This is a genomic window from Methylosinus trichosporium OB3b (genome assembly GCF_002752655.1).
GTDB classification, from domain to species: Bacteria; Pseudomonadota; Alphaproteobacteria; order Rhizobiales; family Beijerinckiaceae; genus Methylosinus; species Methylosinus trichosporium.
In genome coordinates this window covers 4,409,694-4,428,598 of sequence record NZ_CP023737.1, presented here as the reverse complement: position 1 = coordinate 4,428,598, position 18,905 = coordinate 4,409,694, and the positions used below count along the sequence as shown (strand labels likewise).

General features: G+C 67.9%; 16 protein-coding genes. 8 read left to right on the top strand and 8 right to left on the bottom strand.

The annotated features are described in order from the left end of the window. Positions 1–114: 114 nt before the first annotated feature. Positions 115–825, top strand: a complete 711-nt coding sequence (locus CQW49_RS20980; protein WP_024749433.1) for a hypothetical protein — start codon at positions 115–117, stop codon at positions 823–825. Positions 826–930: 105 nt separating this feature from the next. Continuing rightward, complete coding sequence (locus CQW49_RS20975; protein WP_003611392.1) at positions 931–1,392, top strand: SRPBCC family protein; 462 nt, start codon at positions 931–933, stop codon at positions 1,390–1,392. 87 nt (positions 1,393–1,479) lie between these two features. On the opposite strand, the gene CQW49_RS24225 is transcribed toward CQW49_RS20975, so the two are convergent. The 4 genes from CQW49_RS24225 to CQW49_RS20955 are packed head-to-tail and all read right to left on the bottom strand — an operon-like array spanning position 1,480 to position 8,278. Then, positions 1,480–3,561 (bottom strand): hypothetical protein, encoded by a 2,082-nt coding sequence (locus CQW49_RS24225; protein ID WP_003611394.1) that lies wholly within the window; start codon positions 3,559–3,561, stop codon positions 1,480–1,482. Next, complete coding sequence (locus CQW49_RS20965) at positions 3,558–6,356, bottom strand: DUF4159 domain-containing protein (RefSeq protein ID WP_003611397.1); 2,799 nt, start codon at positions 6,354–6,356, stop codon at positions 3,558–3,560. Before CQW49_RS20965 ends, CQW49_RS24225 begins: the two co-directional genes overlap by 4 nt. Further along, positions 6,356–7,279 (bottom strand): DUF58 domain-containing protein, encoded by a 924-nt coding sequence (locus CQW49_RS20960; RefSeq protein WP_003611399.1) that lies wholly within the window; start codon positions 7,277–7,279, stop codon positions 6,356–6,358. Before CQW49_RS20960 ends, CQW49_RS20965 begins: the two co-directional genes overlap by 1 nt. After that, positions 7,280–8,278 (bottom strand): AAA family ATPase, encoded by a 999-nt coding sequence (locus tag CQW49_RS20955; RefSeq protein ID WP_003611400.1) that lies wholly within the window; start codon positions 8,276–8,278, stop codon positions 7,280–7,282. It abuts the gene before it with no gap. 188 nt (positions 8,279–8,466) lie between these two features. Between CQW49_RS20955 and CQW49_RS20950 the strand changes: the two genes are divergently transcribed. The 3 genes from CQW49_RS20950 (at position 8,467) to CQW49_RS20940 (ending at position 10,290) form a co-directional block, all read left to right on the top strand. Beyond that, entirely contained in the window at positions 8,467–8,727 is a 261-nt protein-coding gene (locus tag CQW49_RS20950; RefSeq protein ID WP_003611402.1) for a DUF6111 family protein, read from the top strand. A gap of 2 nt (positions 8,728–8,729) precedes the next feature. Then, positions 8,730–9,959, top strand: coding sequence for a CCA tRNA nucleotidyltransferase (locus tag CQW49_RS20945; protein ID WP_003611404.1), 1,230 nt, complete (start codon positions 8,730–8,732; stop codon positions 9,957–9,959). A 73-nt stretch (positions 9,960–10,032) separates the two neighbouring features. After that, complete coding sequence (locus CQW49_RS20940; RefSeq protein ID WP_003611406.1) at positions 10,033–10,290, top strand: hypothetical protein; 258 nt, start codon at positions 10,033–10,035, stop codon at positions 10,288–10,290. A gap of 167 nt (positions 10,291–10,457) precedes the next feature. Here the strand turns inward: CQW49_RS20940 and CQW49_RS20935 are convergent, their stop codons facing one another. Continuing rightward, a complete protein-coding gene (locus CQW49_RS20935) occupies positions 10,458–11,243 on the bottom strand; it encodes an SDR family oxidoreductase (protein ID WP_003611408.1) in 786 nt (261 codons plus the stop codon). 191 nt (positions 11,244–11,434) lie between these two features. Here CQW49_RS20935 and CQW49_RS20930 point away from each other — a divergent pair, with 191 nt between their 5' ends. Both CQW49_RS20930 and CQW49_RS20925 read left to right on the top strand, forming a co-directional pair. Continuing rightward, the gene (locus CQW49_RS20930; RefSeq protein ID WP_024749434.1) at positions 11,435–12,739 is read left to right on the top strand and encodes a lipoprotein-releasing ABC transporter permease subunit; all 1,305 of its coding nucleotides are present in this window, start codon (positions 11,435–11,437) and stop codon (positions 12,737–12,739) included. Positions 12,740–12,744: 5 nt separating this feature from the next. After that, on the top strand, positions 12,745–13,428 hold the full coding sequence (locus tag CQW49_RS20925; protein WP_003611411.1) for an ABC transporter ATP-binding protein: 684 nt from the start codon (positions 12,745–12,747) through the stop codon (positions 13,426–13,428). Between the two features lie 192 nt (positions 13,429–13,620). Here the strand turns inward: CQW49_RS20925 and CQW49_RS20920 are convergent, their stop codons facing one another. Then, positions 13,621–14,196, bottom strand: a complete 576-nt coding sequence (locus CQW49_RS20920) for a hypothetical protein (protein ID WP_003611413.1) — start codon at positions 14,194–14,196, stop codon at positions 13,621–13,623. Between the two features lie 567 nt (positions 14,197–14,763). On the opposite strand from CQW49_RS20920, the gene CQW49_RS20915 reads away from it, so the two are divergent. Next, positions 14,764–15,366, top strand: coding sequence for an enoyl-CoA hydratase-related protein (locus tag CQW49_RS20915; protein WP_244441270.1), 603 nt, complete (start codon positions 14,764–14,766; stop codon positions 15,364–15,366). Positions 15,367–15,490: 124 nt separating this feature from the next. Here CQW49_RS20915 and CQW49_RS20910 read toward each other — a convergent pair whose 3' ends face one another. Both CQW49_RS20910 and CQW49_RS20905 read right to left on the bottom strand, forming a co-directional pair. Then, entirely contained in the window at positions 15,491–17,605 is a 2,115-nt protein-coding gene (locus CQW49_RS20910) for a putative bifunctional diguanylate cyclase/phosphodiesterase (RefSeq protein ID WP_003611417.1), read from the bottom strand. Next, positions 17,559–18,746 (bottom strand): crotonase/enoyl-CoA hydratase family protein, encoded by a 1,188-nt coding sequence (locus tag CQW49_RS20905; RefSeq protein WP_003611419.1) that lies wholly within the window; start codon positions 18,744–18,746, stop codon positions 17,559–17,561. Before CQW49_RS20905 ends, CQW49_RS20910 begins: the two co-directional genes overlap by 47 nt. Positions 18,747–18,905: the final 159 nt, after the last annotated feature.

Sequence of the window (18,905 nt, the reverse complement as noted above, 5' to 3'; positions counted from 1 at the left end):
AACTTGGAAGTTTTCTTATCGGCGCGTTACGCGGCGGGCGACGATCGAGATCCCGAAAGCCACGTCCAAAGCTCGCCGCAATGTTGCTCGAAGCTCGAGCGCACGTGAGAATGTATGCATGAATTGGAGCCGATGATGACCATGTCCGGCCTTCGGCCGAAATCGACCCTGCTGCTCGCGGCGCTCGCCGCTTGGATGGCCACGCCGGCGTCGGCGCAATTCTTCTTTCAGCCCTTCATCGGCTGGTCAGCGCATCGCTTCGAGGAGCCGGCGACCGAGCTTGCGCCGCAGGAGGTGGTCGAGCTGCTGGCGCGCCGCGGCTTTCGGCTCGCCGAGCCGCCGCGCTATGTCGATGACGTGATCGTCGCGATCGGCGTCGACCGCCGTGGCGGCCATGTGCGCTTCGTGCTCGACGCCGACGACGGCGAGATCTTGGAACGGCGGCGTCTCGACAAGGGCGTCGCACAGGCGCCGGCGCCGCGGACCGTCGCGCCGCATCGCCACATCGTCGAGCAGAAGCGCCCGGCCCCGCCGCGCCGGGCGGCTGCGAAGACGCCCGAGCCGCCGAAGCCCCGCGCCGCGACCGCGCATCCGCCGGCGCCGGTCCGCCCCGCCGCGCCGCATGTTCCGCCCTCCGAGGCGACCAAGACACCCGCTGCGCCGGCCGCTGCGACGACGCACGCGCCTGCGCCAAAGGCGCCCGAGAGCGCTCCGTCGGCGGCCGCGGCCGCGCCGAAGTCTCCGGCTCCCGCCGCCCCGACCCCGGAAACCTCCGCCGCCGCGGCGCCGAAGCCGGCCGCGGAGTGGAAGGCGCCCAGCGAGTGACGCAACGTCTCGAGGGGCGAGCCTGAAGGCTCGCGGTCCGGGAGCGCCGCCGGCTGTTTTTGGCGCAGTTGTTGCTTTTGAAAAGTCAGAAACAGGAGCAGCGCCGTGACCGAGACGCGAAGCATCACCACCGACAAGGAACTCGACCATCCCGTCGACGCCGTGTGGCGCGCCATGACCGATTCGGAATGGCTCGCCGTCTGGTTCTTCCCCAATGACATCAAGCCTGTCGAGAAGCACTCCTTCACCATCTGGAGCCGGCCGATCGAACGCTGGGACGGCGAGTTCCAGTGCAAGGTGCTCGAGGTCGAGGACCGCAAGATGCTGAAGTTCAGCTGGAAGGGCGGCCATGAGGAGCTGAAGGCCTTCGGCCACTACATGGATGTGGTCGTCACCTGGACGATCTCCGAGCTGCCCGGCGGCCACACCCATTTCCATTTCGTGCAAGAGGGGATCGAGGCGGCGCCGGCGGCGGACGCGCTCTACGACATCATGGTCAAGGGCGCCGACAGCGTGCTGCGCAGCCTGGCGAAGCGCCTGCCCGATCTGCTCGAGCACGACGCCTGACCAACGGCGCCGGCAGCCCCTCTCCCCGCAGGCGGCGCAGGCGGGGAGAGGAGGCGGCAGGCGCCGTTGCTTTGTATGTGAGAGCCTCTACCGCCGGCCTTCCCACGCCCAGGCGGCGACGATCGCGCCGAGCAGCGCGGCGAGGCCGAGGAGCCCCAGCGCCAAAGGCGCGACCTCGACGCCGCGCAGCGCGCTCGCCTGCGTGCGCTTCACGCCGAGATAATCCGCCCCGCCGAACACAGACGCCTCGCGCAGCTCCACGATGCGCGGCAGCGCGATCGCGCCGCTCGCGTCGCGCGAGAGGCGGCGCACGGTTCCGCCCGTCGCCTCGGCCAGCGGACGCAGCTTTTCCGTTGTCGAGACCACCTCGCGAAACTCGCGCGGATTCTCCGGCCCCACATTGACGAGCGCTTTCAGCTCGCCGCTCTCGAACCGATAGAGCCCCATCTCCTGCGCCGCATGATGCGCGCGCGCGAGGCCGGGCGCCGCCGCGTCCAGCGCGATCTGAGCCTCTGCGCCGGCCGGCGTCGTCATCGTCACCGGCGCGGCGTTCTCCTTCAGGCTCTGGCGCTCGATCAGAATGTCGTGGCCATGGGCGCTCGCGCGCAGCGCCTCCTCCTCGAGATCGGGCTCCTTCATCAGCCAATGGGCGAGGCGGCGCATCAGATCGACATGCGGCCCGCCGCCGTCGAAGCCGCGCGCCCACAACCACAGCTGATCGGTGAGCAGAGCGGCGACGCGGCCGCGCTCCTCGCGCGCCAGCACCAGCAGCGGCCGGTCATTGGCGCCCGCGAGCAGCGAATGGCCGTTCACCACATCGGCCTCGACGAGACGGAACCATTCGCCCCAGCTCGGCGGATCGGAGTTCGCCCCTTCGAGCCCGCGCGTGACCGGATGCTTCTCGCCATCGGCGGTCACATGGGCGCGAAAGGCGCGCTCGATGAGAGCGCCATCGGGCCGCGCCGGAATAATGCTCTCGAGCGGCGAATAATAGAGCCCCTGCACAGTGGCGAAATCCGGCCCCGTGGCGACGAGGAAGGCGCCGCCATTCTCGACATAGCGCAGGATATTGTCGAAATAGACGGAGGGAAGGATCGTCTGGTTCGAGTAGCGGTCGAAGATGATGAGGTCGAATTCGTTGATCTTGCGGCCGAAGAGATCGGCAGTCGGAAAGGCGATCAGCGATAATTCATGTGGCGGCGTGCCGTCGAGCTTCTCCGGCGGACGCAGAATGGTGAAATGCACCAGCTCGACATTGGCGTCGGAGCGCAGCAGATTGCGCCAGCTGCGCTCGCCCGGATGCGGCTCGCCGGAGACGAGCAGGACCTTGAGCTTGTCGCGCACGCCCTCGATCACGACGACGGCCTTGTTGTTGACCGGCGTCAGCTCGCCCGGCAGCGCCGCCGCCTCCAGCTCGACGACATTCTGCCCGCCATGCTCCACGCGCACGGGGATATCGACGGTCTCGCCGGCGCGCGTGACGACGCGCGGCAAAGGCTCGCCGTCACGCTTCATCTCGATGACGACCGGCTCGCGATCGGCGATATTGCTGTCGACGACGCGGGCGCGAATGATCTGATCCTTGCCGACGATGCCGAAGCGCGGCGCCTCGATGAGCTCGAGACGGCGGTCGCGCTCACCCTCATGACCGGTGACGAGCGCATGAACGGGCGCCGTGAAGCCGAGCGCCGCGGCGCTCGCAGGAATGTCGTGGACGATCCCGTCGGTCACCATGACCGCGGCGCCGACGCGCTCGCGCGGGACATCCTTCATCCCCTCTTCCAGCGCCTGGAAGAGACGCGTGCCGTCATTGTCGCCGCCATGGCGGGCGCTTTCGATGAAGCGCGGCTCGATGTCGCCGAGATCGGCGAAGGCGCGCTCCAGCGCCGCGCGGGCGGCGTCGGTCTGCGCGTTGCGCTTGCCGAAGGTCTGGCTCTCGCTGCGGTCGAGCACGACGGGAACGATGGTCTTCGACGGCTCGCGCTGCTCGCGCACCAGCGAGGGATCGCAGAGGGCGAGCAGCACGAGCGCGAAGGCGCAGAGGCGCAGCACCGCGCCGCGTCCGCCGGCGCGCAGCGAGAGAATAGCGAGCGCGATGGCGAGCGCGCCGAGAACGGCGAGGACCGGCCAGGGCAGGAGCGGCGCGAAGGCGAGGGACAGCTCGTTCATTGGCCCAGCCGCTCCAAGAGGTCGCGCACATGCACCTGATCGGATTTGTAATTGCCGGTCAGAGTGTACATCACCAGATTGACGCCGCCGCGGATGGCCAGCTCGCGCTGGCGGGCGCCGCCGGGCGTCAGCGTGTAGAGCGCCCGCCCATCGGGCCCGGCGGCCCAGGCGCCGGCGAGATCATTGGAGGTGATGACCACCGGCGACACGCTGTCGGTGGCGCGCACCGGCCGGCTGGAATCATCCTTGCGCTCGGGCGGCAGCGCCTCCACCCAGGTCTTGCCATTGACGGTGCGGCCGAAAAAGCCGTCGAGCAGATAGAAGGTCTTGGTGATGACGTGATCGCGCGGCACGACCTCGAGCTCGGGAATGTCGAGATTGCGCGTCACTTCGCGCAGCCATTTGGTCTCCGCCGTCGGCGGCCCGCCCGGATGCGCCACCAGCGCGTCGCGCGTGTCGAAGACGATGGTGCCGCCCTGCTTCAGATAGATCCCGACCTTGGCGAGCGCTGGACTCGAGGGCAGAGGGGCAGTCGCGACGATCGGCCAATAGAGCATCGGATAGAAGGCGAGCTCGTCGCGCGCCGGATCGACGCCGACAGGCTGGCCGGGCGAATATGAGGTGCGCTGCGCCAGCGCCCGCGACAGCGCCTCGAGGCCGAGGCGGCTCGTCTCGTCGACGCGAGCGTCGCCGGAGACGACATAAGCGAGGCGCGAGGTGAGCGCCGCCTCGCGGTCGCGCTGCGTGAGGGTCGCCCCGGCCCTCGGCGCATCCTTGGCCTCGGCGCGCGGCGCCGCGACGCCGAGCAGAGCGAGCAGGCAGACCGCGGCGGTCGCTCGCGCGCGAAAGGCGCCGGCGAGCGCGAGCAGGATCGCCCAATCGGCGAGGAGGCCCAGGAACACGAGCGCCAGCAGCGTCGGGCGCAGATCGAGCGGCGCGTCGCCCTGCAGCGACGACAAGGGAAGCCCGAGCGTCGCATAATCGAGCCGGCGCAATTCGTCGTCGGGGCGCAGCGGCTGCACCGCTACCGGCGCGTCGGCCGAGCCATAGAAGCCGGGGGGATGGTCGCGGTCGGCGGGACCGTTGAAATCGCCGGGAATCGGCCGCGCCATCGGCGGCGGCGCGCGCATCACGCCGCGGCCGTCGAGCGCCAGCAGCGGCGCGAGCGCCGCGTCAGGCGCCGCTCCGCCCTCTTGCCCATGCGCCGCCTGCCCATGCGCCGCCGATGCGCCGCTCTCGGCGGCGATCCGGCGCAGCATCTCGACGAAGAGGCCGGAGATCGGCAGATCGGACCAGGTGGCGTCGGCGCTGACATGGAACAGCACGATCAGCCCCTTGCCGCGCCGCTCGGCGGTGACGAGCGGCGTGCCGTCGGTGAGCGTCGCCCAGGTCTTGGCGGGGAGGCCGGGCTCGGGCTCGGCCAGCACCTGCCGCGTCACCGTCACCTCCTCCGGAGCCGGCAGACCGAAGAAGGGGCTCCCCGGCTCGAAGGGCGCGAGCGTCTTGGGGCTGTCCCAGGACATGGCCCCGCCGAGCACGCGGCCGTTGCGCCGCAGCCGCACCGGGGTCAGCTCGTCGGCGCCATTGGCGAGGCGCGGGCCGGCGAAGCGTAGCAGCACGCCGCCCTCCTCGACGAAACGGGTCAGCGCGTCCAATTCCTCGCCCGGCACGACGCCGATGTCGGCGAGCGCGATCATGTCGGGATGGTCGGCGACGAGGCCGAGCAGCGGCTCGGCGACGCCGGGCTTGGGCGCGCGCACCTCGGCGAAGGGCGCGAAGGCCTTGGCGAGATAATATTGCGGAGCGAGCAGCGGCTGGGCGAGATCGACGCTGGTTCCGCTGAGAACCGCGACTCGCCGCACCTTGGAGCGGCCGTCGAGCAGCGCCACGGCGCCGGCCGAGGGCTCGCCCTCGAGCCGCAGCAGCACGACGTCATTGCGCAATTCGATCGGCAGGTCGAAGCGCGCCGTCGCTTTGTCGCCGTCGAAGGCGAAAGGCGCCTGCGCGATGACGCGCCCCTGCGCGTCGAAGGCGGAGACGCGGCCGGAGGAAGCGGCGTCGCTCGCGGCGCGGATCGCCTCCACCTCGAGCGCGCCGGCGCGATTGGACGGCGCGACCAGCGCCCGCGCCACACGCGAATCGGCGAGGATGCGCACATCGGCGCCGGCGTTCTTCGCCGCGACCAGGGCGTCGGCGAAAGCGCGCGCGCCCCCCTGCTCCAGCCCATCGCCGATCCACACCACGCGCGGACTCTTGTGAGAGGCGACGAAGGACGCGAGCCGCGCGGCGGCGGCGGCGCGGTCGGGAATATAGGGCTTGGGCGCGAGCGCGCGCAGGCGCTCGTCGATCTTGCCGCCGTCGTCGAGCGCCGGCTTGGAATCGGCCTCGGACATCGGCAGCGCCGCCACGGCGGCGCCGTTGCGCGCGGCCTCCAGCGCCAGCGCGCGCGCCGCCTCGATGCGCCGATCGAAATCGGGCGCAGCCGGCCAGCCGTCGTCGATGGCGAGGAGCAGCGGCGCGCGTGAGAACGGCGTCGAAGCTGTGGGCGCCAGCGTCGGCCCGGCCATGGCGAAGATCGCGCAGGCGGCGACCGCGAGACGCAGCAGCAGCAGCCACAGCGGCGTGCGCGCCGGCGTCTCTTCGCGGCGCAGCAGATCGAGCAGCAGCCGGATCGGCGGAAACACGATTTCGCGCGGACGCGGCGGCGTCACCCGCAGCAGCAGATAGATGGCCGGCAGAGCGATGAGGCCGAGGAGCGCCGCCGGCGCAGCGAAAGTGAGCGCGAGCGGGCCCATCAGACGCGCTCCAATCCGGACGCGAGCGCGACGCTCAGCGTCAGCGCCGCCTCGGCCGCCGGTCGGTCGGTGCGGTGGAGATGCAGCGAGAAGCCGACGCTCGCAGCGGCGCGGGCGATTTCATCGCGATGGCGCGCCAGCCGCTCGGCATAGGCCTCGCGCCAGGCCTGCGCGCGGCCGGCGCGGAGAGTGGCGCGGCTGTCGGTGTCGAGAAACAGCGTCTCGCCCTCGAAAGGAAAGCTCTCCTCGACCGGATCGGCGATCATCAGCAGCGCGCCGGTGACGCGATTGGCGGCGAGCCGGCCGAGCCGCTCGGCGAGCTCGGCCGGATCGCAGAGGAAATCGGAAAAGAGCAGCGCCTTGGCGCCGGCGGGAAGAGGAGCGGCCGGCGGCAACTCGGCGCGGACCGATTCGCCGGCCGTCGCCAGCGCCTGCGCCAGACGCTCGATGATGTCGCGCGTCGACATCGCATGAGTGAGGCCGGCAAGGCCCACCCGCTCGCCGCCGCGCATCAGCACATCGGCGAGGGCGAGCCCGAGCGTCAACGCGCGGTCGAGCTTCGGCTCCAGCGCCAGCGAGGAGACGAAACCCATGGAGGGCGAGCAATCCATCCACAGGAAATAGGAATGCGCCGCCTCCCATTCGCGCTCGCGCACGAACAGACGGTCGTCGCGGGCCGAGCGCCGCCAATCGATGCGATGCGCCGGCTCGCCGGCGCCGAAGGGGCGGAACTGCCAGAAATTCTCGCCCATGCCCGCCCGCCGGCGCCCATGCGCGCCATGGACGACGCTGGCCGCCACCTCGCGGGCGCGGATGACGAGATCGGGAAGGCGGCCGGCGAGGTCGGCGGCGTCGATGGCGCGCGCGCTCGCCGCGATCCGCGCGCCGGGCTCCAGCGCCTTGGTGACGACGGCGGGCGCCACTCAGCCGATCCTCTCGACCAGCTTTCCGATCAGCTCGGCGATGCTGCGCCCCTGCGCGCGCGCGGCGAAGGTCAGCGCCATGCGATGGCGCAGCGCCGGCGCCGCCAGCGCCGCCACATCGTCCAGCGAGGGCGACAGCCGCCCGGAGACGAGGGCGCGCGCGCGCGTCGCCAGCATCAGGGCCTGGGCCGCGCGGGGACCGGGGCCCCAGGCGACATGGGCGGCTATTTCCGGATTTCCATCCCCCGGCCGGGCGGCGCGGACGAGATCGAGAATGGCGTCGACGATTTTGTCGCCGACCGGCAATTGCCGCACCAGCCGCTGCGCCGCGATCAGATCCTCGGCCGAGAGCGCGCGCCGCGCCTCGACCACGTGGTCGCCGGTCGTCTCCAGCAGGATGCGCCGCTCGCTGGCGCGGTCGGGATAATCGACGTCGATCTGCAGCAGGAAGCGGTCGAGCTGCGCCTCGGGCAAAGGATAGGTGCCCTCCTGCTCCAGCGGATTCTGCGTCGCCAGCACATGGAAGGGCCGCGGCAGATCATGGCGCTCGCCGGCGACGCTCACATGATATTCCTGCATCGCCTGCAGCAGCGCCGATTGCGTGCGCGGCGAGGCGCGGTTGATCTCGTCGGCCATCAGCAATTGCGCGAAGATCGGGCCCTTGACGAAGCGGAAGGCGCGCTTCTTGTCGGCCGTCTCCTCCAAAACCTCGGAGCCGAGAATATCGGCCGGCAGCAGATCGGGCGTGAATTGGACGCGGCGCTCGTCGAGGCCGAGCACCTTGCCCAGCGTCTCGACCAGCTTGGTCTTGGCGAGGCCGGGCACGCCGACCAGCAATCCATGGCCGCCAGCGAGCAGAGTGACGAGCGCCTGCTCGACCGCCTCCTCCTGGCCGAAGATGACCGTGGACACAGCCTCGCGGGCGCGGCCGATCTGCTCGAGAGCGCGCTCGGCGGCGGCGGCGACGGAGGAAGCGGTTGCGATATCGTGATCGGTCATGCGATTGCGGGAGCTCCCAGGGACCGTGCGCCTCGATTGTCCTACAATAGACGGCGAAACGCCCTTGTCGACGTTGCAGAATGATTAAATTGAGCTTACCGACTCCTTCGAAGGAGAGGCGCATCCTTCTCCCGCTAGCGGGAGAAGGAAAAACGCGCGGCGGCGATTACGCTCACCAAGAGGCGCTTATGTGGCGGGTCGTCATCCAACCCCTATTGCTGTTCGTCACGCCTTTCGTGCTCTACGCGCTCTATCTTCTGGCGCGTCGGCGCTTTCCCTTCGTCGCCGAGCTGTGGACGCGCAGCGTGGTCTCGACGCTGACCATCGCCGGCCTCGCCGCCGCGGTCGCCGGCTTCATCGTGCTCGGCCTTTTGTCGACGCGCAATCAGGGGGCCTATGTGCCCGCCCATATAGAGGACGGCCGGCTGGCGCCCGGCCGCTTTCAATAGCCTTGCCGCTGCGCCTGCTCGCCGATCCGAAGATCCGGCGCCTCTTCGCCGCGCTCGCCGCGACCGGCGGCGAGACGCGCATCGTCGGCGGGGCCGTGCGCGATTCGCTGATGGGCAGGCGTCCGCACGAGGTCGATCTCGCCACCACCGCCCTTCCCGAAGCGGTGATGGCGGCGGCGGCCGCCGCCGGCCTCAAATGCGCGCCGACCGGCATTGAGCATGGCACCGTCACCATCGTCGTCGAAGGGACGCCCTTCGAGGTGACGACCTTGCGCGAGGATGTCGAGACCTTCGGCCGCCACGCCAAGGTGCGCTTCGGCGATGATTTCGAGGCCGACGCGCTGCGCCGTGATTTCACCATCAACGCGCTGTCGCTGTCTGAGGACGGCGCGCTGCACGACTACACCGGCGGGCTCGCCGATCTCGAGGCGCGGCATATCCGCTTCATCGGCGATCCGGCGACGCGCATCGCCGAGGATCATCTGCGCGTGCTGCGCTTCTTCCGCTTTCACGCCTCCTTCGGCGCCGGCGCGCTCGATCCCGCCGGCCTGCACGCCGCAATCCTCGCGCGCCATTCGCTGCAAAAGCTCTCCGCCGAGCGCCTGCGCGCGGAAACCCTCAAGCTGCTGGCCGCGCGCGGCGCCGTCGCCGTGGCGCGCGAAGTGTCGCAGGCGGGGATTCTCGAGATCGTCGTCGGCGCGACCTTTCCGGCGCGGCTCGAGCGGCTCGCCGCGATCGAGGACGCGCTCGGCCGCTTCGTCGATCCGCTGCTGCGGCTGATCGCGCTCTGCGTGATCGTCGAAGAGGACGCCGACCGGCTGCGCGAGCGGCTGCGCCTCTCCAATATCGAGCATAAGCGCGCGGCGAGCGCCGCGCGGCTGCTGGCGAAACTGCATGGGGCGGAAACGGCGCCGAGCGAGCTGGATTTGACGCGGCTCCTCTTCGTGGAGGGGCGCGATGCGGCGCGCGACGCGCTTGCGCTCGCCCATGCCGAGAACAGAGCCCCCGTCGACGACGACGGCTTTTTACGCGCGGCGCGTTTTCTGGCCGAAGCGCCGGCGCCGGATTTTCCGGTAAAGGCCGCCGATCTGATGGCGCGCGGGCTCCTCCCCGGCCGCGCGCTCGGCGCTGTGCTGAAGGAATTGCAGGCCAAATGGATCCGCGCCGGCTTTCCCAAGGACCCGGCGATCGTGACGCGGCTCGTCGAGGAGGCGACGACGAGCCGCGATTGAGCCGGCGAACGACTCCCAATCGCGCGCGTTGCGCGCTATCTTCGGGCGACCGTCCGAGCGCGGGAGTAGCGTCATGAGCGTCGAGACCAGACAGCCGAGAGATGTGGCGCGTCGACTGGCGGAGCGCGCCCGCGCCATTCGCAGCAGCGCGCGCAGCGACGGCTGGCGGCGCGAGACCTTCACGCTGGAGCGCGGCGAGGCGCGCGCCAAGGCGCGCGAATGGTTCGACCTCTACCCCAAGGCCGCCTATATGACCGAGATCGAGTTCTGGCGCGAGCTCGACGACGGACGCATCGAGTTCACGATCAGGCGGCTGCCGAGCGCGGATTGAGCAAAGGGCGCTCTCCAACGGCGCCGGCCGCCTCCTCTCCCCGCGTGCGAGGAGAGGAGGCGGCGGACGCGGTTGTCTTTGTCCGAAGCGCGTTCACCTCCCCGCGAACTGGGCAAATTCACAAAAAGCTTCAGCGTCTCCGGATCTGACAGCACTCGACATTAGAGCTAATCCGGCAGCACGTCCGGCGTCTCCCAGGCGAGATGCTGGCCGGCATCCACCGCGATCATCTGCCCGGTCACGCTCTTGGCCTCGGCGAGAAACACCACCGCATCCACCACGCCCGCGACATCGGCCGCATGTTTCAGCGGCACGCCGCGCGCTTCCGTCTCGAAGCCCTTCTGCCCATGCACCGCATTGGGGAACACCGGCCCCGGCCCCACGGCGTTGACGCGGATGCGCGGCGCGAAGCTCTGCGCGAGAGTTCGCGTCGCCGTCCACAGAGCGGATTTCGCCAGCGTGTAGGTGAAATAGCGCGGCGTCGGGCGGAACACGCGCTGATCGAGAATATTGACGATCGCCCCTTCCGCCGCAGCGGGCAATTGCGCCGCCATGTCGCGCGCGAGAACGAGCGGCGCGCGCAGATCCACCGCGAGCTGCCGATCGAACACATCGACGGAAAAATCCTGCGCCGAATCGAGCTCGAACAGCGAGGCGTTGTTGACGAGCAGCGTGATCGGCCCGAACTGCCGCGCCGCGAAGGCGACGAGCTCCTCCGTCTCCCGCGCGACAGAAAGGTCCGCGGCGGCGACGGCGGCGCGCCCGCCCCTGGCGCGAATCGCCTGCGCCGCCAGTTCCGCCTCCTCGGCGGAGCGATGCGAGGCGTGCAGCACCACGGGCCGCCCCTGCTGCGCGAGCCGCGCGGCGATGGCGAGGCCGATGCGCCGCGCCGCGCCGGTCACCAGCGCGGGGCCGAGGCCGGCGCCCGATTCGGTTTCGCTCTTCGTGCTCACGAGCGGGAATTGTCACGGCGGAAGAGGAAGGTCAATGCGCGCCGCCGTCACGTCCTCGCCGCTATATCGCCATGATCGCGCCCTGCTCCTGAACCACGACCGATTCGGCCGAGGAGAATCCGGTGGAGCCGCTGTGCGCCGGCGCGGCGGCGCGCTTGAACCGGCCCGGACGGAAAGGCACAATGGCGGAGATGAGCGAATCTTCCCTGACCACCGCGGAGAGCGCTGCGCCGCCGCGGGCGCGCCTGCGCCTCTTTGCGCCTTTCGAATGGGTCGTCGCCCTGCGCTATGTGCGCGCGCGCCGCGCCAATGGCTTCGTCTCGGTCATCGCCGGCTTCTCCTTCCTCGGCATCACGCTCGGCGTCGCGACGCTGATCGTCGTGATGTCGGTGATGAACGGCTTCCACAAGGAGCTGATGGACAAGATCGTCGGCATCGACGGCCACGCCTTCGTGCAGGCGGTCGAGCGGCCGCTGACCGATTGGGCGCAGGTGACGGATCAGATGCAGCGTCTGCCCGGCGCCAAGCTGGTCATTCCGATGGTCGAGGGCGCGGCGGGAATCTCCTCGCCCTATGGCCAATCCGGCGCGCTGGTGCGCGGCATGCGCGAGCAGGATCTGCTGCGCCTGCCGGGCATGACCGGCAATGTGAAGGACGGAACGCTCGAGGGCTTCGACGCCGCCGGCGGCGTCGCGCTCGGCCAGCGCCTCGCCGAGACGCTCGGCATTCGCGTCGGCGACAGCGTGAGCCTGCTCATCGCCAAGGGCGCCTCGACCCCCTTCGGCGTCGCGCCGCGCATAAAAGCCTATCCGGTGGTGGCGATCTTCCAGATCGGCATGTCGGAATATGATCGCGTCTTCGTCTATATGCCGCTCGCCGAATCGCAATTGTTCTTCAATCGCGAGAATGAGGCGACGGTGATCGAGGCCTTCATCGACGATCCGCAGGCGGTCGACAAGTTCCGCGCCGATGTCGAGACCAAGATCGACCGGCCGCTGATCCTCACCGACTGGCGCCAGCGCAACAAGACCTTTTTCGACACGCTGCAGGTCGAGAGCAATGTGATGTTCATCATATTGACGCTGATCGTGCTGGTCGCGGCGCTCAACATCGTCTCCGGCCTCACCATGCTGGTGAAGGACAAATCCTCCGACATCGCCATTCTGCGCACCATGGGGGCGACGCGCGGCTCGGTGCTGCGCATCTTCCTCATCATCGGCGCCTCGATCGGCGTCGCTGGCGACATCGCCGGCTTTCTGCTCGGCCTCACGCTCGCCACCAATCTCGACGGAATCCGCCTCGCGCTCAACAAATTGATGCACGCCAATCTGTTTCCGGCCGAGCTCTATTTCCTGTCGCGCCTGCCGTCGATCGTCGATCCGCGCGAGGTGACATTGGTGGTGACGATGACATTGGCGCTCGCGATCCTCGCCTCCATCTATCCCGCGTGGAAGGCGGCGAGCCTCGATCCGATCGACGCGCTGCGGCACGAGTGAGAGATATGACCTCTCCCGTTCTCGTGCTCGCAGGCGTGGCCCGCCATTATCGTGAAGGCATGGCGCGGCTCGACATTCTCACCAATATCGATCTCGCGCTGTCGCCCGGCGAGACGGTGGCGCTGGTCGCGCCCTCGGGCGCCGGCAAATCCACGCTGCTCCACATCGCCGGCCTGCTGGAGCGGCCCGACGCCGGCGAAATCTATGTGGCGGGCGCAGCCACCTCGCATATGTCCGACAACGACCGCACGGCGCTGCGGCGCAACGCCATCGGCTTCGTCTATCAGTTCCATCATCTGCTGCCGGAATTCACGGCGCTCGAGAATGTCGCGCTGCCTCAAACCATCGACGGGCTCGACCGCCGAGAGGCCGAGCGCCGCGCGCTGGAACTGCTCGATTATCTGCGCCTCGGGCCGCGTGCGCGCCATCTGCCGTCGGAGCTCTCCGGCGGCGAACAGCAGCGCGTCGCCATCGCCCGCGCCGTCGCCAACGCCCCGCATGTGCTGCTCGCCGACGAGCCGACCGGCAATCTCGATCCACGCACGGCCGAGCATGTGTTCGCGACGCTGATGTCTCTCGCCCGCAACACCGGGCTCGCGGCGCTGATCGCCACGCATAATCTCGATCTCGCCGATCAGATGGATCGGCGCGTCACCCTGGTCGACGGACGCATCGTCGAGCTCGCTTGATTTTCGTCGCGCCGAAGAGCGGAAAAGCGAGCCTGAAGGCTCGCGGTCCAGGCGCGGGATCCGGATCGCGAGCCTTCAGGCTCGCTCCAGCATTCTTTCGTTCGAGCGAATTCTGATCGATCGGAAAGCGCTTCAGAGGCCCGACGGTCGCCGCGGCCGCGCGAACGCGGCCGCGCCTTCGCGGCGTGCGGCTCAGGCCGCCTTCTTTTTCTTGTTCTTGTCGATGAAGGAGTTCTTGTACCAGAGGCCGAAGCCGGCGAGCCCGAACAGGGCGAAGAAGGCCACGATGATGAAATCCCTGTCGGCGGTGGTGCCGACCGAGAAGGGGAAGCGCGACACATATTCGCGACCGTCGTCCGCCTTGGCCGTCACCAGGCCGACGAACTTGCCCTTCTTGGCGAAGTCATATTCGAAGTTCAGCGTGCCGGTCCGATATTTCTTCGGCGGGACATGGACTTCCGTGTTCTGCTCGAGATTCTCGGTGTCGTCCTTCTGCCCCACGTCGCGCAGAATGCGAATCTCCAGCGTCATGTCGCGCAGCTCGTCCTGCACCGCGTCGAGCACGATGATGGTCGGTCCGACGTCCGGAATGTCGTCGCAGAACTGCTCGCGAGACTTCAGCGGCTGATAGCCGGTGAAGTTCATCGTGTCGGGCCCGATCTTCATGATGCACTGGCCTTGGTCCAGGCTGACGCCGCCATGGGCCTGCGCCTGCGAGACGAGGCCGATCGTCGCCAGCGCAGCCGCGGCGAGAGTTCTCAAAATCATCGCTTCTCTCCCCATCTTTTCGTTCCCGACGCTTCGTTGGCGAGCGGCGGTCGGTCGTCGTTGGAAATTCGCGCGGCGGCGAACCCGCCGGAGGACCGGCGGCGACGCCGTCGTATCTGCTCTTAGCACATGATCTCTTCGACCTAGGGAATGTTCTTTCGTCGCACGTCGGGCCGGGGCGCGTGCGCGTGCGCCCGCACGGCCTCTGCTCCACTCGATTGGGTGGGCTATGTCGCGCAGCTGCATTTGGACATGCGGCAAAATGCCGCAACCCCCGTAGTCTCCCGGACTGTTTGATGTACGTACGTAATTTTTCCCTCTTGTTGTTAACCTTAACGAAAGATCCCGACGAAAAACCTTTAAAAATTTAAGTATCCTGTTAACGATTACTGAACCTTTCCCCCGAGGAGACGAAGCATGAATGCGGTAGTTTCGAAAATCGACATGTCGACCGTTGTCGCTGACGAAACTTATGTTTCTACGGCTGACTGGTCCGACGATCTGGATTGCGTTTCGCGGCGGCGCGCGCTCAGGCTTCACCGTTTCGATGATTTGGATACGTTGCTGGTGAGCAAGCTGGAAGCGGGCTTCGACGGCGACAGCGTGGAAGGCTTGAGCCTGTTGCTCGAGCAGGTTTCTTCAGATCGGCTGCAGGGGCTCAAATATTTGGTCTACGACTTTGCTCATCCCGGCGACGGAGAGCCGGCGGCGGCCGAAGGCTTCGACGATCTGGCCTCGGCCAATGCTCGCCTCATTCTCGACGCGCCGGTGATATCGATCGCATGGGCTCGATCCTATCTGAAAGGAGTGGATCTAGACTTCGCTCTCTCCTGCTCACTTATCGTCGCCGACAGCGACGCGCGCTTCAGCTTCGAGGCGGATCTGACGTCGGCCGTCGGGATCTATGGCGCGCTGGCGCAGAAGCTGGGCTTCGTGAAAGCCGAGCGGCTGATGGAGAATGGCGAGGCGCTGACGGCGATCGAGATGCAGGAGCTCGGCCTCGTGAAGCATATCGTCGAGAGCGGCCAGGGCTTCGGCGGAGCCGAGAGCTATGTGCGCCAGTGCGGCCGGCGCCATAATGCGTCCTACAGCATGTTCCGGGCGCAGCGCATCACGGCGCCGCCGGTTCGCCGGCAGCGGGTCGCGACAGTCTCGAGCCGGCGCGGCTAGAGCGCGTTGCAATCGAACGGCGTTCGATCGATCAGAATTCGCTCACAAGAAAGAATGCTGGCCGTTATCCGATCCAATCTGATCGGATAACGGCCACAATGTCTCGAAAGCGCACGCGGACGTCTCAGGCGACGACCTTGAGAAGACTGTCGGCGCGGCGCCCGGCGAACAGCAGGTCGATCTCCTCCCGCGGCTTCGGCTTGCTGAACAGGAAGCCTTGAATGAGGTGAACATTCTTGCCGCGCAGCAGCGCGAGCTGCTCGCCGGTCTCGACTCCTTCGGCGACGAGCTCGATTCCGAGCTCGTCGGTGAGCTGCGCGACGGCGCCGACGATCGCGAGGGCCTTCGGCGACTGCGACAATTGCAGAATGAAAGAGCGGTCGAGCTTGACCTTATCGACCGGGAAGCTGTTGAGATAGGCGAGGCTGCTGAAGCCAGTGCCGAAATCGTCGAGCGACAGGCGCACGCCGAGGGCGCGCAGCCCAGCGATTTTCGCGGCCGCGTCCTCCGTGTCCTGCATCAGCGTCGATTCGGTGATCTCCACCTCGAGACGGCCAGGATCGAGCGAGGCGGCGCAGAGGGCGGCCTCGACGCGCGCGACGAGATCGGGCTGCTGAAACTGCTTGCAGGAGAAATTCACGGCCACCCGAACGAGCTCCGGCCAGCGTCGTGCGTCACGGCAGGCGTGGCGCAGCACCCATTCTCCGAGCTCGACGATGATGCCGGTCTCCTCGGCGATGGGAATGAAGGTCGCCGGCGAGACGGCGCCGAGCTGCGGATGACGCCAGCGCGCCAGCGCCTCGCAGGAGGAGACCGACTGGTCGCGCGCGTCGAAGATCGGCTGATAATGAATATCGAGCGCGTCGGTTCTGAGCGCCTCGCGCAGATCGCGCTCGATGCGCCGCTTGCGCAGCAGCGCGTCCTCCATCGCCGTGTCGAACCATTGCGCCCGCCGACGGCCGGAGGCCTTGGAATGATACATGGCGAGGTCGCCGCATTTCAGCAGGCCTTCGACCGTCGCGGCGTCGCGCGGCGCGACGGTGAGGCCGACGCTGGCGCCGATCACGATCGTATGGCCCTCGACCGTGTAGGGGCGCCCGAGCGTCTCGATGACGCGATGCGCCAGCGCCTCCGCCGGCGGCATCTCCGCGGTCGGATGCATCAGCACGCAGAACTCGTCGCCGCCGAAACGCGCCACCATGTCGACCGTACGCACGCAGTCGCGCAGCCGGTCGGCGACGGCGCGCAGCAGCAGATCGCCGATCGAATGGCCGAGCGTGTCATTGACCTCCTTGAACTGATCGAGATCGATGCTGAGCAGAGCGAGACAGAGTCCGCGCTTGTGGATATGGCGCAGATCGCGCTCCAGCCGCTGCTGGAACTGGAACCGATTGGCGAGATTGGTCAGCGTGTCGAAATGGGCGATGCGCTCGATCTCGCGCGCCGCGCGGCGCTGCTCTGTCACATCCTCGACCACGGTGACGAAGGCGCCATTGTCGGCCGGCTCGCAGCGGAAATCATAGATGCGGTCGCCGAGCTCGCGCGAGAACACGCTGGTCTTGGGCAGAGCCGCATGCGACTCCCATTGCTCGACGAAAGCGCGGCGGTCGTCCTGCGGCATGTCGGTCGCTTCGGCGATCCGCGCCGCGAGTGCGCGCAGCTGCTGCGGCGGCTCGTCCGCGCCGAGGCCGAAGAACTCGACGAGGCGATGATTGACGACGGTCAGCGACTGGTCGGCGTTGCCCATGCACAGGCCGTGGCTCATGCTGTTGAGCGCCGATTTGAACCGCCGGCGCTGAATATTCGCGTCCCGCCCGTTGCGCAGCGCCGCTTCGAGATTGGCGTGCAGGAATTTGGTCGTCGATTTGACCGAGACGAAGAACAGCACGAGTATCGCGGTGAGGCCCCAATACCAGCTGTTGTAATAGAACAGGCAGGTGACGGCGAGCGGCGCCAGCGTGCCGATCGCCTGGCCGAAGACAATGCGCGGACTTCCCGAATTGCGCGCGGCCAAGGCGCCGGCGCAGGCCGTCATGATGACGATCCCGTAATAGACCGTCATCTCGTCATGGTGCTTGTAAAAGAGCACGGCGGCGGTGACGCCGACCGCCGTCATGAAGCCGATGCCGCCGAGGGCGTAGCGGAACTCCCATTGCTCCGCGTCGCGCCGACGCTTCTCCAGCGGCGTCCGCTCATGGGTGACGAGGACGTAGAGCCGATAAACCGCGGCGACGAGCATCGCGACCAAGAGATAGGCGTAGACGACGTCCCATGTCGCGAAGAGAGCGATGACGGGAACGAGCAGCCCGCCGAACACGCCGGCCAGGAATGATCCCGGCGTCCCGAACAAGGTCTCCACGAGATCGGCATAGATCTCCGATCCGATCTCGTCGCGTGCGGGCTTGGCGTCCGACATACCCGTTCGTGAGCGCTCCGCGTCCTGCGTCCGGAGACGGGCTCGGCTCCTGCGTCCCGCCTTTGCTCGACATCCGCTTCTGCGCCCCAACGATGCGCTCCATGTGCCGAAGATCGGCGTCGGTGATCGCGCAAGAGCAATCGGTCCAGAGCTCGGTGATGCGGATGAGCTCCTCGTTGGAAACCGGAAAGCAGAGTCGCCTCGTTTCGGCGAGGGCGAGGCGGCGACGCCAGCGCTCTTCACCGCCGTCCATGATCCAACACAAGGTCTGCTCGCGCAAGGCCGCATCGGGCACGAGGACGTCGATCGCGCCCCATTCGTGCATTTCCGCCCCGCTATAGACCTTGCCCTCGGAAATGATCTCATGGGCGCGCACGGAGCCGAGCCGGCGCGTCAGCAGCGTCACCGCGCCCATGCCGGGAAAAGTGTTGAAGGCGACCTCCGGGACCCCGAGCTTCGCATGAGTCTCGGCGATGAGAAAATCGGCCGTCAACGCCGCCTCGAAACCGCCCGCGAGGCATTGGCCATGAATGGCCGAGACAGTGACGATCGGCAGCTCGAAGCTCGTCGCAAGACCATAGATCACGTCGATGCAGGCGTAGGCGTAATGGAGCAGAGTCTCGCGGTCCCGCCTGCGGATCGAGGCGGCGAAGGTCGCGAGATCGCCGCCGAGGCTGAACACGCCGGGCTTGTTGGAGGCGTGGACGAAATAACGGATCGGCCAGCGCGCCCGCGCCTCTTCGGACCGAAACAAGAGGCGCAGCGATTCGCGCACGTCCGCCATGTCGGTCAGCGTCTGCAGACTGTAATAGGGCGGCGACGCCGCCTTATAGCTCATCCAGACGGATTGCGACGCCGCATCATATTCGAGGTCGAGATGCTGGAACGTCCAGTTCGGAAACTGCGACGGATCTCTCGGGCTATACGTCAACACGCTGTTCGGCATGACCGCTCCGAGCTGCACGGTTCGCTCCGTCGCTATCGGCGCGACCGCAGGACAGATTTATCGACACGAGCCGGCGCTTTGATGTACAGGCCGGAAGTTATTATATTGTTACGCAAATCTTGCAATTGGCGCCAGCCCCGACTGGACCGCGCGGCGCCGCCGGGATCACTCGGCGCG